A 13184-nucleotide genomic window follows, 5' to 3' on the forward strand; every position below is an offset into this window, starting at 1 on the left:
GGGTTGGTGGAACGTGTTCTAGTCTCGCGCGCCATGAAGCCAGTGAGGGCCATGAAGGCGTACGTCGTCGGGGTCGGGATGACCCGGTTCGAGAAGCCCGAGACCCGTGAGTGGCAGTACTGGGACATGGTGCGGGAGGCGGGGAGTGCCGCTCTCGCGGAGGCCGGGGTCTCGTACGGAGACGTGGAACAGGTTCCTGTCGGTTACTGCTTCCAGCCCTCGACCGCCGGTCAGCGCGCCGCGTATGAGCTGGGTCTCACCGGCGTGCCGGTCTACAACGTCAACAACAACTGCGCGACCGGCTCGACGGCGCTCATGCTCGCGCGCCAGCTCGTCGAGGGCGGGGCCGCCGACTGCGTACTGGCACTGGGCTTCGAGAAGATGAAGAAGGGCGCGCTGGGCGGAGGGGCGGATGGAGGGGATTTCTCCACATCTCCCGTCGCCCGGCACTACGGCATCATGGCCGCCCGCCACGGCTTCGAGATGACCCCGCCCACCGCCCAGATCTTCGGCGACGCGGCCCGTGAGCACATGGAGCGGTACGGCACGACCGAGTCTCAGCTCGCCGCCGTGGCCGCCAAGAACCACCGGCACTCGGCGCACAATCCGTACGCGCAGTTCCGGGACGTGTACGAGGTCGACGACATCCTCGCCGCGCGCACGGTCCACCGGCCGCTGACCAAGCTGCAGTGCTCGCCGACGTCGGACGGGGCGGCGGCCGCGGTCGTCGTCTCCGAACGGTTCGTGGAGCGGCGGGAGTTGAGCGGGAAGGCCGTCGAGATCGTTGCGCAGGCGATGACGACCGACACGGAGGAGTCCTTTGCGTCGGGGTCGTGTATCGACGTCGTGGGGCAGCCGATGTCCCGGGAGGCGGCGCGGCAGGTGTACGAGCGGGCCGGGCTCGGGATCGGTGACGTGGACGTCGTAGAACTGCACGACTGCTTCTCGATCAACGAGCTGCTGACGTACGAAGCCCTCGGGATGTGCGGGGAGGGGGAGTCCGGGAAGCTGGTGGAGTCGGGGGCGACGACGTACGGCGGGCGGTGGGTGGTGAACCCGTCCGGCGGGCTGATCTCCAAGGGGCATCCGCTGGGGGCGACCGGGATTGCTCAAGTGGCCGAGTTGGTATGGCAGTTGAGGGGTAAGGCGGGGGAGCGGCAGGTGCCGGGGGCTCAGGTCGGGCTCGCGCACAACATCGGGCTGGGCGGGGCGGCAGTGGTGACGCTGGTGCGGGCGGTGTAGGTCCTGCGGAGGAGGACCCCGTGGGGCGAAATCCCGATGCAAGGGGCGTAACCCGGTTGAGAACATGACAGGCATGCTGGAAGCCGCTGACGTCACCCGGATATCCCCTCGTACTGCTCCTCCCACCTGGCTGGTCGTGGCGCTCGCCTGCGCCGGGCAGTTCCTGGTGGTGCTCGATGTGTCGGTCGTCAATGTGGCGCTGCCGTCGATGCGGGCCGACCTGGGGCTGAGTGCGCCGGGGCTGCAGTGGGTGGTGAACGCGTACGCGATCGCCTTCGCCGGGTTCATGCTGCTCGGCGGGCGGGCCGGGGATCTGTACGGGCGCAAGCGGATGTTCCTGGTCGGGCTCGGGCTGTTCACGGTGGCCTCGCTGGGCGGCGGGCTGGCGCAGGCGGGCGGTCAGCTGCTGGTGGCGCGGGCCGTGCAGGGGCTGGGGGCGGCGGTGCTTGCGCCCTCGACGCTCACCATCCTCACCTCCGCCGTCCCGGAGGGTGCGGCGCGGGCGCGGGCGATTGCGACCTGGACCGCGGTGGGTGCCGGCGGTGGAGCCGCCGGTGGGCTGGTCGGCGGGGCGCTGGTGGACGGGCTGTCGTGGCGGTGGGTGCTGCTGATCAACGTGCCGATCGGGGCGGTCGTGCTGGCCGGGTCGGTGCGGTGGCTGGCGGAGAGCCGGAACGGGGACGGGCGGCGGCTCGATCTGCCGGGTGCGCTGCTGGTGACTGCCGGGCTCGCGACGCTCGCGTACGGGATCTCGCAGACGGAGGCGGAGGGGTGGACGGCGGCGGCCACGGTCGTGCCGTTGGCCGCCGGGCTTGCGCTGATCGCGCTGTTCCTGCTGGTCGAGGCGCGTACGGCGGCCCCGTTGATGCCGCTCGGGCTGTTCCGGGTGCGGGCCGTGTCGTCCGCGAACGCGGCGATGTTCGTGAACGGGTTCGCGATGTTCTGCATGTGGTTCTTCATGACGCTGTACGCGCAGAACGTGCTCGGATACACGCCGCTGGAGGCGGGGTTGGCGCTGGTGCCGAGCTCGCTTGCGGTGCTCCTGGGCTCCAAGTCGGCGCCCCGTTTCATGCCGGTGTTCGGCGCCCGCAGGGTGGCGGTGTTCGGAGCGGTCGTGGCGGCGGTGGGCTTCGGCTGGCAGTCGATGATGACGCCGGAGGGCAACTATCTGACGGAGATCATGTTCCCGGGGATCCTGATGATGCTGGGGGCGGGTCTCACGGCGACCCCGCTCGCCGCGCTGGCGACGTCGGGGGCGGCTGCGGGGGAGGCCGGGCTGGTGTCGGGGCTGGTCAACACCTCGCGCACGATGGGCGGTTCGCTGGGGCTCGCGGTGATGTCGACGATCGCGGCGACGCGTACGGCAGGGATGGCCGGGATGGCAGGGAGCGATGCCCCGGGGGCGCTCACTGATGGGTACGCGCTGGTGTTCCGGACGGCCGCCGGGGTGCTGCTCGCGGGGGCGGTGCTGATGCTGGTGTGGCTGCCGCGCAGAATTTCCGCGAAGTCGGCGAAGTAGTCGGGGGAGCGAGGCAACGATCCGGGCTGCCCATGGACTCCTTTAGACATCTAGGAGGTGCCCATGGGGGATCGCAAGGAGGCTCGGGACAAGGAGTTCCAGAGCTTTGTCACCGGCCGCTGGCCGCGGCTGCTGCGCACGGCATTTCTCCTCACGGGGGAGCAACACGCCGCGGAGGACCTGGTCCAGTCGACGCTCGAGCAGGTCTACGTGGCCTGGCGCCGCGTCGGCTCGGCGGACAACCCGGAGGCGTATGTACGGCGCGTGATGATCAACGCGCATGCGCGCAAACACCGCAGAAGGCTGCGGGAGTTCCTGGCGCCGAAGGACGACTCGGGGCTGGTGCACGAGGTCGCCGACACCGGTGACCGAATCGCCCAGGCCGACGACCGGGGCGTCCTGCTGAAGGCGCTCGCCCAACTGCCCGTGCGGCAGCGGGAGGCGGTGGTCCTGCGGTACTGGGAGGACCTCACCGAGACACAGACGGCCGAGGCGATGGGCTGCAGTGTCGGCTCGGTGAAGAGCAATGCGGCCAAGGGGATCGCGAAACTTCGTGCCATACCGGGACTGGCGGACATGGTGAGCAGTGGGGGAGGGCGTAAGTGATGAGCGCAGACCGGGAGACGGGCCACGAGATGACGAACACCGACATCGCTCTCCTGCTGGCCGACGCCGCGGACGGGGTCGAGATCGGTATAGCCCCCACCCAGGCGGTGATCCGCGGCGGGCGGCGGCGCAGGGCCCGGCGCTGGGCGGTGGCCGCGGGGGCGGCACTGGCGATCGTCGGGACGACGGGGACGGTGGCTCTGGCGGGCCTGCCGGGCGGGGACGGACATCGGGTGGCGGCGACGCAGCCGCCGACGACGCTGCCAAATTCGTTCCAGGCCGAGCCGCACAACACCACGCTGGCGAGCGGGTTCGAGGACGGCAAGGCGTGGAATGTCTCCGTCGACGTGTGGGGCGCGCCGCGCAATGCGGCTGAGGCGCAGGCCCAGTTGACGGTCATGACCGAGTACGGGGAATACCCCGGGGAGATCAGCGAGGCCTCCGACCTGATCGGCAAGAGCGCCATCTTCGTGTCGAAGAGCTACGACGGGAAGGCGTCAATGATGATCCACCAGATGCTGTCCAAGGGGGACAGGCAGAGGGGCACGGACCTCGTTTCCGGGGCGAGCGGGCTGAAGTCCAGCTCCGAGCCCGCGCGCCTCGTGGTCGGCCGGATCGCCAAGTCAGCCCAGCAGGTCACCTGCACCTGGAAGGACGGCACGAGCACAGTCCTGCACAGGGATCCGGCGAACACCATCGTCAACAACACCCTCCTGCAGGGCATCCGGCCCGCCGAAGGCTCCCCGGACGCCTGGTTCGTGTGCCTGGCGCCGAAGGGCACGAGCTACGACAAGGCGGAGGTGACCGGGTAAGGGGTCACAGCCACCCCTGCTGCCGGGCCTCCCGCATCGCCTCCATGCGGTTGCGGGTGCCCGTCTTGCCGATGGCGGACGAGAGGTAGTTGCGGACCGTCGACTCGGACAGGTGCAGCTTGGCGGCGATGTCGGCGACCGTCGCACCGTCCACGGACGCCTTGAGGACGTCGCACTCGCGGGCGGTGAGCGGGTTGGGCCCGGCGCTGAGCGCGGCGGCGGCGAGCGCGGGGTCGATCACGGTCTCGCCGGTCAGCACCCGGCGGATCGCCTCGGCCAACTCCTCCACGGGGCCGTCCTTCACGAGGAAGCCGGCCGCTCCGGCCTCCATCGCGCGGCGCAGATAGCCGGGCCGCCCGAACGTGGTGAGGATCAGCACCCGGCAGTCCGGGACCTGCTCGCGCAGTTCGGCCGCCGCGTCCAGGCCGCTCATGCCCGGCAGTTCGATGTCCAGCAGGGCCACGTCCGGCCGGTGGATCAGCGCGGCGTCCACGATGGCGTCGCCCGCCGCGACCTGGGCGACGACCTCCAGGTCCTCCTCCAAGCCCAGCAGCAGGGCGAGCGCGCCCCGCATCATTCCCTGGTCCTCGGCGAGCAGAACCCGCACGCTCTTCGACGGCCGGTGATCCCGGGGCATCTCGTTCACGGGACAAGAGTAGGGCGCGGGGCGGGACGGGGGCCCGTTTAAAGACTCGTCTAAAGACTTGTCATTGTTCCGTTCCGCGAGTCTTGACGGCCCCCGGCTTCGGCCCAACAATCGCCTCTGCATTGGGAGTTCGCCTTTGCAATTCCTGTGCCGCACCCCCACCCGCAATTGTTCGGCATTTCGATCGCAGAAATAGGTTCGGTATTTCGGTCGAACGTTGTTCGGTATGTCGGACATGAAGGAGCCCGCCTTGCCCACCTTGTTCTCAAGACTCAGAACCGCGACCCTGGCCGCGCTCTCCGCGCTCATAACCGTCCTGGCGCTCGCCGTCGGCGTACCGCAGGCACAGGCCGCGAGCTCGCTGCCCTGCGACATCTACGCCGCCGCGGGCACCCCCTGCGTCGCCGCGCACAGCCTCGTCAGGGCGCTCTACTCGTCGTACAACGGCTCGCTCTACCAGGTGCAGCGGGCCTCGGACAGCGCCACCTCGAACATCGGGCTGCTGTCCGCCGGAGGGTACGCCAACGCGGCCGCCCAGGACTCCTTCTGTTCCGGCACCACCTGCATCATCACCAAGATCTACGACCAGTCCTCGCGCCACAACGACCTGACGGTCGAGGGGGCCGGTGGGGCCGGTGCGGCCGATGTCGGCTCGCCCGCCGACGCCCTGCCGGTGACCGTCGGCGGGCACCAGGTCTACGGCCTGGAGATCTCGGCGGGCATGGGCTACCGGGACAACTCCACCTCCGGCGTCGCCGTCAACGGGCAGGCCGAGGGGATGTACATGGTGACCTCCGGCACCCATGTCAACGGCCGGTGCTGCTTCGACTACGGCAATGCCGAGACGAACAACAAGGACACCGGCAACGGCCACATGGACGCGATCAACTTCGGCACCGAGTGCTGGTTCTCGCCGTGCTACGGCGGTGGCCCCTGGGTGCAGGCCGACCTGGAGAACGGCCTGTTCCAGTCGGACGCCGGCTACAGCAAGAACACGTCGAACACCGGCACCGGGGCGACGCCGTTCGTGACCGCTTTGCTGAAGAACAACGGTCAGGACCACTTCGCGCTGAAATACGGCAACGCACAATCCGGCAGCCTCACCACGACCTATTCCGGCGGTGAACCCACCACCGGCAGCGGCTACTCGCCCATGCACCAGGAGGGCGCGATCGTCCTCGGCACCGGCGGCGACAACAGCAACGGCTCCATCGGGTCCTTCTTCGAGGGCGTCATGACCTCGGGCAACCCGACGGACGCCGCCGACAACTCGGTGCAGGCGAACATCGTCTCCGTCGGCTACGGCGGCTCGACCGGCTCCACCGGTTCACTGAACCCGGGTTCGGAGATATCCCTGCGCGCGACGACCTCGTGCTGCACCGGCGACTACATCCGCCACCAGAACAACGCGGCGGTCATCTCCTCGATCACGTCGAGCAGTTCGACGCTCGACAAGAACGACGCCACCTGGATCGTCCGCCGCGGTCTGGCCAGCAGCTCCTGCGTCTCCTTCGAGTCGCGCAACTACCCCGGTGACTTCCTGCGGCACTACAACTTCCAGCTGCTCCGCCAACCCATGGACGGCACCGCGCAGTTCAGATCCGATGCCACCTTCTGCCCGACGACCGGCAAGAGCGGCACGGGGACCTCGTTCGCCTCGTACAACTACCCGACCAAGTTCATCCGCCACTACAACCTCAACGTCTACATAGCGAGCAACGGCGGCTCCAACACCTGGGACAGCTCCACGTCCTGGACGGACGACGTGAGCTGGGTGGTCAGCTCGCCCTGGGCGCCGTAGCCGCCACGGGTTCGCACGCATCGCCGGCCTCCACGGGGAGTTCGGCGGTGACCGTGAAACCGCCTCGCGGCGACGGGCCGGCCTTGAGGGAGCCGCCGGCCGCCGCGAGGCGCTCGGTCAGCCCCTTGAGGCCGGTGCCGCCGATGCCCGGCAAGGACGGCGCGGGCGACTCACCGCCGCCGGTGCCGTTGTCGGTGACGGTGAGGCGGACATGCTCGAAGGCACTGTTTACGGTGATCTCGCAGCGCGTGGCGCCGGCGTGCCGTACGACGTTGGTGACCGCCTCCCGGACCACCCACCCCAGCAACGCCTCGGACTGCGGGGCGAGGGGCGGGCCCGAGCGGTTCACCACCGGCTCGACGCCGGCCGCGGTCAGCACCGAGCGGGCCCGGTCCAGTTCGGTGGCGAGACTGCCCTCGCGGTAGCCGGTCACGGCCTCGCGGATCTCGGTCAGCGCCTGGCGGCCGACGGCTTCGATGTCGGTGATCTGGTCCAGGGCGGCGTCCATGTTCCGCGGGGCCAGCCGCCGGGCCGCCTCCGACTTCACCACGATCACCGACAGGGTGTGCCCGAGCAGGTCGTGCAGGTCGCGGGAGAAGCGCAGGCGTTCCTTCTCGACCGCCTGGTGCGCCAGTTTCTCGCGGGCCGCCTGCAGTTCACGTACCGCCTCGGACAGGGACAGGATCGCGGCGGTGACCATCGTCGAGAGGAAGGTGCCGTAGGCGACGTTCAAGGCGTCCCAGCCCGCCCGGAACGCGGAGACCGCCGCCGCGAGCGCGGTCAGCCCGAGCACGGTCTGGCCGAGCCACGGGCCACGCAGGACCGAGCCGGTGGCCAGGCCGAGCAGGGGGAAGAAGTACAGCCAGCTGCCGCCGTACCCGATGGCCAGTCCGCAGGTGATCGCGGTCATCAGGCCGAGCGCCAGCCGGGTCGGGGGCGCCTCGCGCTTCGCCTTCACGAAGGAGCGGAACGTCACATAGATGTAGAGGGAGTTGAAGGCGAACAGCCCCAGGCCGCCGATCCAGGGGTTCGGGGTCTTGCCCTGCCACAGATTGGAGAACGCGCCCATACCCATGAGCAGCCACGGCAGCAGCGCGAAGCCGGTCGGCGGCGGACCCGGGTCCCGGGGCATCTTCCCGGTCCGACGCGCTTCCTTTTGCGCGGCCTTGAAAGCGTGCGCGTCCGCGCGCCACTGTGCCCGCGCCGCCCGCCACTGGCCCACCTGGCAGGTGACCTCTCGCATCCAGGACATGTCTCTGCTCCCCCGTTCAGACGGTCCGTCCGGACCGCCGGTACGACAGCACAGCGTACGAACCGAAGGCCAGCAGCCAGAGGGCCAGCACGGTGATCGCGCTCAGTGCCGGAGCGCGGCCCTCTGCCGCCGATGCACCGAGCTGGGCGAAACGGTAGGTGGGCGTGTACGCCGACAGCGCGCGCAGCCAGTCCGGGAACAGGGTGACCGGGAACCACAGGCCGCCCAGCACCGCCAGGCCCAGGTTGCATGCCATGTTCGTGACGCCGGTGGTCGGTCCGGTCAGCCGGTAGCCGTTGCCCAGGCCCAGCAGGGTGAAGGGCACCGAGCCCAGCCACAGCAGCGCCGCGACCGCCGCCCACTGCCAGGCGTCCAGCCGTACGCCGTTGACCAGGCCGCCCGCGGCGAGCACCGCGAGGATGGCCGGCAGCACCGTCACCGAGCCGGTCAGAGTCCGGCCGACGACGACCTGGCGCGGGGTCATCGGGGTCACCCTCAGCTGCCGCAGCCAGCCGATCGCCCGGTCCTCGGCGACCCCGCCGCCGGTGTTCAGGGCGCAGCCGACGGCGCCGTACCCGGCCATGCCGACCATTGCGCCCGTCCTCCAACTCCCGTCGTCCGCACCGAGGTTGGTGAACAGCAGATACATCAGCACCGGCATCGCGATCCCGCCGATCACAAAACCCGCGTCGCGCAGGGTCCGGCGCACTTCGAGCCGCAGATAGTCCAGCATCAGGCCGCCTCCTCCACACGTGCGGTCAGGGTCAGGAACGCGTCGTCGAGCGAGGCGGGTGCGACCTCCAGGCCGCGTATCGCGCCCAGTTCCGCCAGTGCGACCACGGTCGCGTCCGGCTCGTCGGTGCGCAACCGCGCCCGGTCCCCGCGCACCTCCACCGACCGCACGCCGGGCAGCAGCTCCAGGCCCTCGGTGCCCCGCCCCGCGAGGTCGAAGGCGACCAGGCTGCCGCCCACCGACCGTTTCAGCTGCTCACCCGTGCCATCGGCGACGATCCGGCCCCGGTCGATGACGAGGATGCGGTCGGCATGGGCGTCCGCCTCCTCCAGATGGTGGGTGGAGAACAGCACGGTGTGGCCGAGACGGGAGTACGACCGCATCGACGCCCAGAAGGCCTGCCGCGCCGCCACATCCAGGGCTGCGGTGGGTTCGTCCAGGACGATCACCGAGGGGTTCCCGGCCAGGGCCACGGCGAACCGCACACGCTGGGTCTGCCCGCCGGACAGCCGGTCCACCCGCCGCCCCGCCAGCTCGTCGATCCCGGCCAGCTGCAGGGCCCGCGCGACGGGCATCGGGTTCGGGTAGCGGCGGGCCACGAACGACACCAGTTCCCGCACGGTGACCCTGGGCACCGCGCGCCCCTCCTGCAGCATCGCGCCGACCCGCCCGGCGCGCACCGACTGCTCCGGGGGAGCGCCGAAGAGCCGCACCGTGCCCTCGTCGGGGTCGTCCAGGCCGAGCAGCAGCGAGATCGTCGTCGATTTGCCGGCGCCGTTGCGGCCGAGGAGGGCGACCGTCTCGCCCTGCTGGATCCGCAGGTCCACGCCTTGCAGGGCACACACGGTGCCGAAGGTCTTGACCGCCCCCGTGAAGGACACGGCGGCGCATTCCGTCTGTGTCATGCCTACGACGCTACGAATCCGGGGCGTCCGTCCGGCAGATGCGCATGTACGGACTCGGGCAGGACAAATGTCACGGGTGCCAAGCGCCCGCCGGCCGACCCGAAGGCACTGAGCTGACACAGCGTCAGGAGCCTTCACAAGTGCGGAGCGCTGGGCTATACAGAGGGCGCCGGACTGGAACGCGTTCTAGATCGGCACTCATGACGACCTCGGCCGCGGCCGACGGTGCGGACGGCCGCGCCGAGGTCTTGAGCCACCAGAGACAGCAGATCCACCAGAGCCACCAGGAGCCGTATGCCCATCGACGCAGCGAAGGCCCTCGCCGCCGAACCCCGTTCCGGCGAGATCACCTGGGACCGCAAGGACGTCCAGCTCTACCACCTCGGCATCGGAGCAGGCATCCCGGCGACCGACCCCGACGAGCTGCGCTACACCCTGGAGTCCCGGCTGCACGTCCTGCCGAGCTTCGCCACCGTCGCGGGAGCCGGCTCGCCCGGCGTGATCAGCGGCTTGTCCATGCCGGGCATCGAGGTCGATCTCGCCAAGGTCCTGCACGGCGGCCAGAACATCGAACTCCGCCGCCCCATCCCGGTGCAGGGCACGGCCACCGCCACTTCCCGCATCGCCGCCGTCTACGACAAAGGCAAGGCGGCCGTCCTCGTCCTGCGCACCGAGGTCGCCGATGCCGACGGCCCGTTGTGGACCAACGACGCGCAGATCTTCGTACGAGGGGAAGGCGGCTGGGGCGGCGACCGCGGACCGTCGACCCGCCTCGAACCCCCCACCCGTGATCCCGACCGGACCGTGGAGCGGAGCATCCGCGAGGACCAGGCCCTGCTCTACCGCCTCTCCGGCGACTGGAACCCACTGCACGCCGACCCCGACTTCGCCAAGACGGCCGGGTTCGAACGGCCCATCCTGCACGGGCTGTGCACGTACGGCATGACGCTCAAGGCGGTCGTGGACACGCTGCTCGGCGGCGATGTGACGCGGGTACGGTCGTACGCCACCCGGTTCGCCGGGGTCGTGTATCCCGGGGAGACCCTGCGCATCCGCATGTGGCACACGCCCGAGGCCACACGGGTCGCCGTCAGCGCCGTCGAGCGGGACGACGCGCCCGTCCTCGCCGACACCGTCGTCGAACACTCCTGAATCTCCGTACGCCCCGAGGGGAGCCGCACCATGCGCGCAGCCGTACTGCACGAGATCGGCCAGGACAAGCTGGAGGTCCTCGACGACGTCGAGGCGGTGGGCTTCGGGCCCGGCAAGGTGAGGATCCGGGTGCGCGCCACCGGGCTGTGCCACTCGGACCTGTCCGCGATGAGCGGGGTGCTGCCGCAGCCGGCGCCGTTCGTGCCCGGGCACGAGGGTGCGGGCGAGATCGTCGAAGTCGGGGAGGGCGTAAGCCACTTGAAGGCCGGTGACCGGGTCGTCGTCTGCTGGCTGCCGGCCTGCGGCGTCTGTCCGGCCTGCAAGCGCGGGCAGACCGAGCTGTGTCTGGCCGGGTTCATGAACGCGGGCACCCCCAACTTCAGGCGCCCCGGCGGAGACCTGTTCGGCTTCGCGGGCACCGGCACCTTCGCGGAAGAGGTCGTCGTGGATGCGGGCTGCGCGGTGCCGATACCCGACGACGTGCCCTTCGACATCGCCGCCCTGATCGGCTGCGGGGTGACCACGGGCCTGGGCGCCGCCCTCAACACCGCCGACGTGGAGGCCGGTTCGTCGGTCGCCGTCATCGGCTGCGGCGGCGTCGGGATCTCCGCGATCCAGGGGGCGCGGCTCAAGGGCGCCGCCGAGATCGTCGCCGTCGACCCGGTCGCCTCCCGCCGCGACTCCGCGCTCAAGTTCGGTGCCACGAAGGCGGTTTCGCCGGACGAGCTGGCCGACGCCAAGCAGCAGGTCACCGGCGGCGAGGGCTTCGACTACGTCTTCGAGGTCGTCGGCAGGTCGGCCACCGCCCGCACGGCGTACGAGAACACCCGGCGCGGCGGCACGCTCGTCGTCGTCGGCGCGGGCGCCATGGACGACTTCCTGCAGCTCAACATGTTCGAGCTGTTCTTCGACGAGAAGCGGATCCTGCCGTCGATGTACGGCGGCGGCGACGTCCTGCGCTCCTACGAGCGGACCATCGCCCTGTGGCGGGCGGGCCGCGTCGACCTGGAGGGCCTGATCACGCACCGGGTGCCGCTGGCGGACATCAACGAGGCGCTGGACCAGATGCGGACCGGCGCGGCGCTTCGTACGTGTATCGAGATCTGACGGGAGAGGCGGGAGTGTCCGTGTCGCTGCCACTGGAAGGTCTGTCCGCCGTCGTGACCGGTGCCGGTCGCGGCCTGGGCCGGGCCGAGGCGCTCGAACTCGCCCGGCTCGGCGCCGCCGTCGTCGTCAACGACTTCGGACAGCCGGGCCGGGACGGCTCGGGGGAGGCCTCGGCGGGCCCCGCCGAGGAGGTCGCCGCCGAGATCCGCAAGGCCGGAGGGCGGGCGCTCGCCCACACCGGGGACGTCGCCGACTTCCAACAGGCCCGCGCACTCGTCGAGTTGGCGATCACGGAGTTCGGCAGGCTGGACATCCTCGTCAACAACGCGGGCATCCTGCGCGACCGGATGGTCTTCTCCATGACCGAGGGCGAATGGGACTCGGTGATCCGGGTCCACCTCAAGGGCCACTTCAACACGACCCGCTTTGCGGCCGCGCACTGGCGCGAGCGGTCCAAGGCCTCGGGAGCGCCGGTCTACGGGCGGATCGTGAACACCTCCTCGGAGGCCTTCCTGGCCGGTTCGGCCGGACAGCCCAACTACGCGGCCGCGAAAGGCGGAATCGTCGGCCTGACCACCTCCACGGCCCTCGCCCTCGCCAAGTACGGCGTCACGGCCAACGCGATCTGTCCGCGTGCCCGCACCCGCATGACCGAGGACGTCTTCGCCGGCTTCGAGCAGCCGGCAGACGCCCTCGACCCGCTCGCCCCTGAGCATGTCGCCCCGCTCGTCGGCTACTTGGCCTCGCCTGCCGCCGCGCGCGTCAACGGCCAGCTGCTCGTCGTGCACGGCGGCATGGTGGCGGTCGTCGAACGGCCAAGGGTGCAGGCCAAGTTCGACAGCAAGCAGGACACCTTCACCTACGACGAGCTGGACGCCGTACTCACTCCGCATTACGCGGAGCGGCCGACGGGGGAGACGTTCGGGGCGGCGGAGGTGCTGGGACTTCGGCGTGGATAGAGAGTGGGACTTCGGCGCGGGTAGAGAGACGGAAGGGGCCCGCACACCGGTCGGTGTGCGGGCCCCTTCCCTGCGTGCCGTCAGGCAGCAGCCACTTCGGCGTCCTCGGCCGGCTTGCGGTGCCGGCCGTGGGGGGCCGTGTCACCGCCCTGGACCGAACCCGGACCCCGGTGCCGGCCGTGGCCGGCGTCTTCCTGGGCCTCGGCGGACAGCGGCTGCATGGTGATTGCGTCGCTCATCGGAAGGATTCACCCCGTCAACATGATCTTTCTTACAGCGGGGCGAGTTTAACCGGCCACCCTCCGTTCGATTCCAGACGGGCACGCCCATCGGCACTATTTCGTTACAAGACGTCCCAAGGGCGCTTGCTGCAAGGGCACAGGGCGTGGTGCGCCGGGCTCCGGAGGATCCGGCTGGACCGGATCCTCCAGGCCCGCGCCCCCCGCGCCC

Annotated in this window: 13 protein-coding genes; 8 read left to right on the forward strand and 5 right to left on the reverse strand. The window is 70.3% G+C overall.

Translation table 11 applies throughout. The features are described 5' to 3' along the window. Positions 1 to 51: 51 nt before the first annotated feature. From P2Q00_RS26130 to P2Q00_RS26145, 4 genes are all read left to right on the forward strand, one after another. Positions 52 to 1242, forward strand: a complete 1191-nt coding sequence (locus P2Q00_RS26130; protein WP_275775197.1) for a lipid-transfer protein — start codon at positions 52 to 54, stop codon at positions 1240 to 1242. Between the two features lie 73 nt (positions 1243 to 1315). Next, positions 1316 to 2761, forward strand: a complete 1446-nt coding sequence (locus P2Q00_RS26135; protein ID WP_425579609.1) for an MFS transporter — start codon at positions 1316 to 1318, stop codon at positions 2759 to 2761. A 63-nt stretch (positions 2762 to 2824) separates the two neighbouring features. Next, the gene (locus P2Q00_RS26140; protein WP_275775175.1) at positions 2825 to 3367 is read left to right on the forward strand and encodes a SigE family RNA polymerase sigma factor; all 543 of its coding nucleotides are present in this window, start codon (positions 2825 to 2827) and stop codon (positions 3365 to 3367) included. Next, positions 3367 to 4179: a hypothetical protein gene (locus P2Q00_RS26145; protein WP_275775176.1), complete on the forward strand. Its 813-nt coding sequence runs from the start codon at positions 3367 to 3369 to the stop codon at positions 4177 to 4179. Before P2Q00_RS26140 ends, P2Q00_RS26145 begins: the two co-directional genes overlap by 1 nt. A gap of 4 nt (positions 4180 to 4183) precedes the next feature. Here the strand turns inward: P2Q00_RS26145 and P2Q00_RS26150 are convergent, their stop codons facing one another. Beyond that, entirely contained in the window at positions 4184 to 4816 is a 633-nt protein-coding gene (locus P2Q00_RS26150; RefSeq protein ID WP_275775198.1) for a response regulator transcription factor, read from the reverse strand. Positions 4817 to 5060: 244 nt separating this feature from the next. On the opposite strand from P2Q00_RS26150, the gene P2Q00_RS26155 reads away from it, so the two are divergent. Next, on the forward strand, positions 5061 to 6626 hold the full coding sequence (locus tag P2Q00_RS26155) for an alpha-L-arabinofuranosidase B (protein ID WP_275775199.1): 1566 nt from the start codon (positions 5061 to 5063) through the stop codon (positions 6624 to 6626). Here the strand turns inward: P2Q00_RS26155 and P2Q00_RS26160 are convergent. The 3 genes from P2Q00_RS26160 to P2Q00_RS26170 are packed head-to-tail and all read right to left on the reverse strand — an operon-like array spanning position 6604 to position 9516. Continuing rightward, complete coding sequence (locus tag P2Q00_RS26160) at positions 6604 to 7878, reverse strand: sensor histidine kinase (protein ID WP_275775177.1); 1275 nt, start codon at positions 7876 to 7878, stop codon at positions 6604 to 6606. The two genes, P2Q00_RS26155 and P2Q00_RS26160, sit on opposite strands and share 23 nt — an antisense overlap. Before the next feature lie 16 nt (positions 7879 to 7894). Further along, positions 7895 to 8611 carry an ABC transporter permease gene (locus tag P2Q00_RS26165; protein WP_275775178.1) on the reverse strand — a complete coding sequence of 239 codons (717 nt, stop codon included), beginning with the start codon at positions 8609 to 8611 and terminating at the stop codon, positions 7895 to 7897. Next, a complete protein-coding gene (locus P2Q00_RS26170) occupies positions 8611 to 9516 on the reverse strand; it encodes an ABC transporter ATP-binding protein (protein ID WP_275775180.1) in 906 nt (301 codons plus the stop codon). Before P2Q00_RS26170 ends, P2Q00_RS26165 begins: the two co-directional genes overlap by 1 nt. Positions 9517 to 9810: 294 nt before the next feature. Here P2Q00_RS26170 and chsH3 point away from each other — a divergent pair, with 294 nt between their 5' ends. Genes chsH3 through P2Q00_RS26185 form a run of 3 tightly spaced genes read left to right on the forward strand, consistent with a single transcriptional unit; the run spans position 9811 to position 12734 of the window. After that, positions 9811 to 10668 carry an enoyl-CoA hydratase ChsH3 gene (chsH3, locus tag P2Q00_RS26175; protein ID WP_275775181.1) on the forward strand — a complete coding sequence of 286 codons (858 nt, stop codon included), beginning with the start codon at positions 9811 to 9813 and terminating at the stop codon, positions 10666 to 10668. Between the two features lie 30 nt (positions 10669 to 10698). After that, positions 10699 to 11775: a Zn-dependent alcohol dehydrogenase gene (locus tag P2Q00_RS26180; RefSeq protein WP_275775182.1), complete on the forward strand. Its 1077-nt coding sequence runs from the start codon at positions 10699 to 10701 to the stop codon at positions 11773 to 11775. A gap of 20 nt (positions 11776 to 11795) precedes the next feature. Further along, positions 11796 to 12734 (forward strand): 3-oxoacyl-ACP reductase, encoded by a 939-nt coding sequence (locus tag P2Q00_RS26185; RefSeq protein ID WP_275775184.1) that lies wholly within the window; start codon positions 11796 to 11798, stop codon positions 12732 to 12734. Positions 12735 to 12814: 80 nt separating this feature from the next. Here the strand turns inward: P2Q00_RS26185 and P2Q00_RS26190 are convergent, their stop codons facing one another. Next, positions 12815 to 12973: a hypothetical protein gene (locus P2Q00_RS26190; protein ID WP_275775185.1), complete on the reverse strand. Its 159-nt coding sequence runs from the start codon at positions 12971 to 12973 to the stop codon at positions 12815 to 12817. Positions 12974 to 13184: the final 211 nt, after the last annotated feature.

Source organism: Streptomyces coacervatus, assembly GCF_029223485.1.
In the GTDB taxonomy this organism is placed as follows: domain Bacteria; phylum Actinomycetota; class Actinomycetes; order Streptomycetales; family Streptomycetaceae; genus Streptomyces; species Streptomyces coacervatus.

What these genes read in the sequence shown, in the direction of transcription:
- P2Q00_RS26130 (WP_275775197.1), top strand. Translation starts at nt 52, where the DNA reads ATGAAGGCGTACGTCGTCGGGGTCGGGATGACCCGGTTCGAGAAGCCC.
- P2Q00_RS26135 (WP_425579609.1), top strand. Translation starts at nt 1,316, where the DNA reads ATGCTGGAAGCCGCTGACGTCACCCGGATATCCCCTCGTACTGCTCCT.
- P2Q00_RS26140 (WP_275775175.1), top strand. Translation starts at nt 2,825, where the DNA reads ATGGGGGATCGCAAGGAGGCTCGGGACAAGGAGTTCCAGAGCTTTGTC.
- P2Q00_RS26145 (WP_275775176.1), top strand. Translation starts at nt 3,367, where the DNA reads ATGAGCGCAGACCGGGAGACGGGCCACGAGATGACGAACACCGACATC.
- P2Q00_RS26150 (WP_275775198.1), bottom strand. Translation starts at nt 4,816, where the DNA reads ATGCCCCGGGATCACCGGCCGTCGAAGAGCGTGCGGGTTCTGCTCGCC.
- P2Q00_RS26155 (WP_275775199.1), top strand. Translation starts at nt 5,061, where the DNA reads ATGAAGGAGCCCGCCTTGCCCACCTTGTTCTCAAGACTCAGAACCGCG.
- P2Q00_RS26160 (WP_275775177.1), bottom strand. Translation starts at nt 7,878, where the DNA reads ATGTCCTGGATGCGAGAGGTCACCTGCCAGGTGGGCCAGTGGCGGGCG.
- P2Q00_RS26165 (WP_275775178.1), bottom strand. Translation starts at nt 8,611, where the DNA reads ATGCTGGACTATCTGCGGCTCGAAGTGCGCCGGACCCTGCGCGACGCG.
- P2Q00_RS26170 (WP_275775180.1), bottom strand. Translation starts at nt 9,516, where the DNA reads ATGACACAGACGGAATGCGCCGCCGTGTCCTTCACGGGGGCGGTCAAG.
- chsH3 (WP_275775181.1), top strand. Translation starts at nt 9,811, where the DNA reads ATGCCCATCGACGCAGCGAAGGCCCTCGCCGCCGAACCCCGTTCCGGC.
- P2Q00_RS26180 (WP_275775182.1), top strand. Translation starts at nt 10,699, where the DNA reads ATGCGCGCAGCCGTACTGCACGAGATCGGCCAGGACAAGCTGGAGGTC.
- P2Q00_RS26190 (WP_275775185.1), bottom strand. Translation starts at nt 12,973, where the DNA reads ATGAGCGACGCAATCACCATGCAGCCGCTGTCCGCCGAGGCCCAGGAA.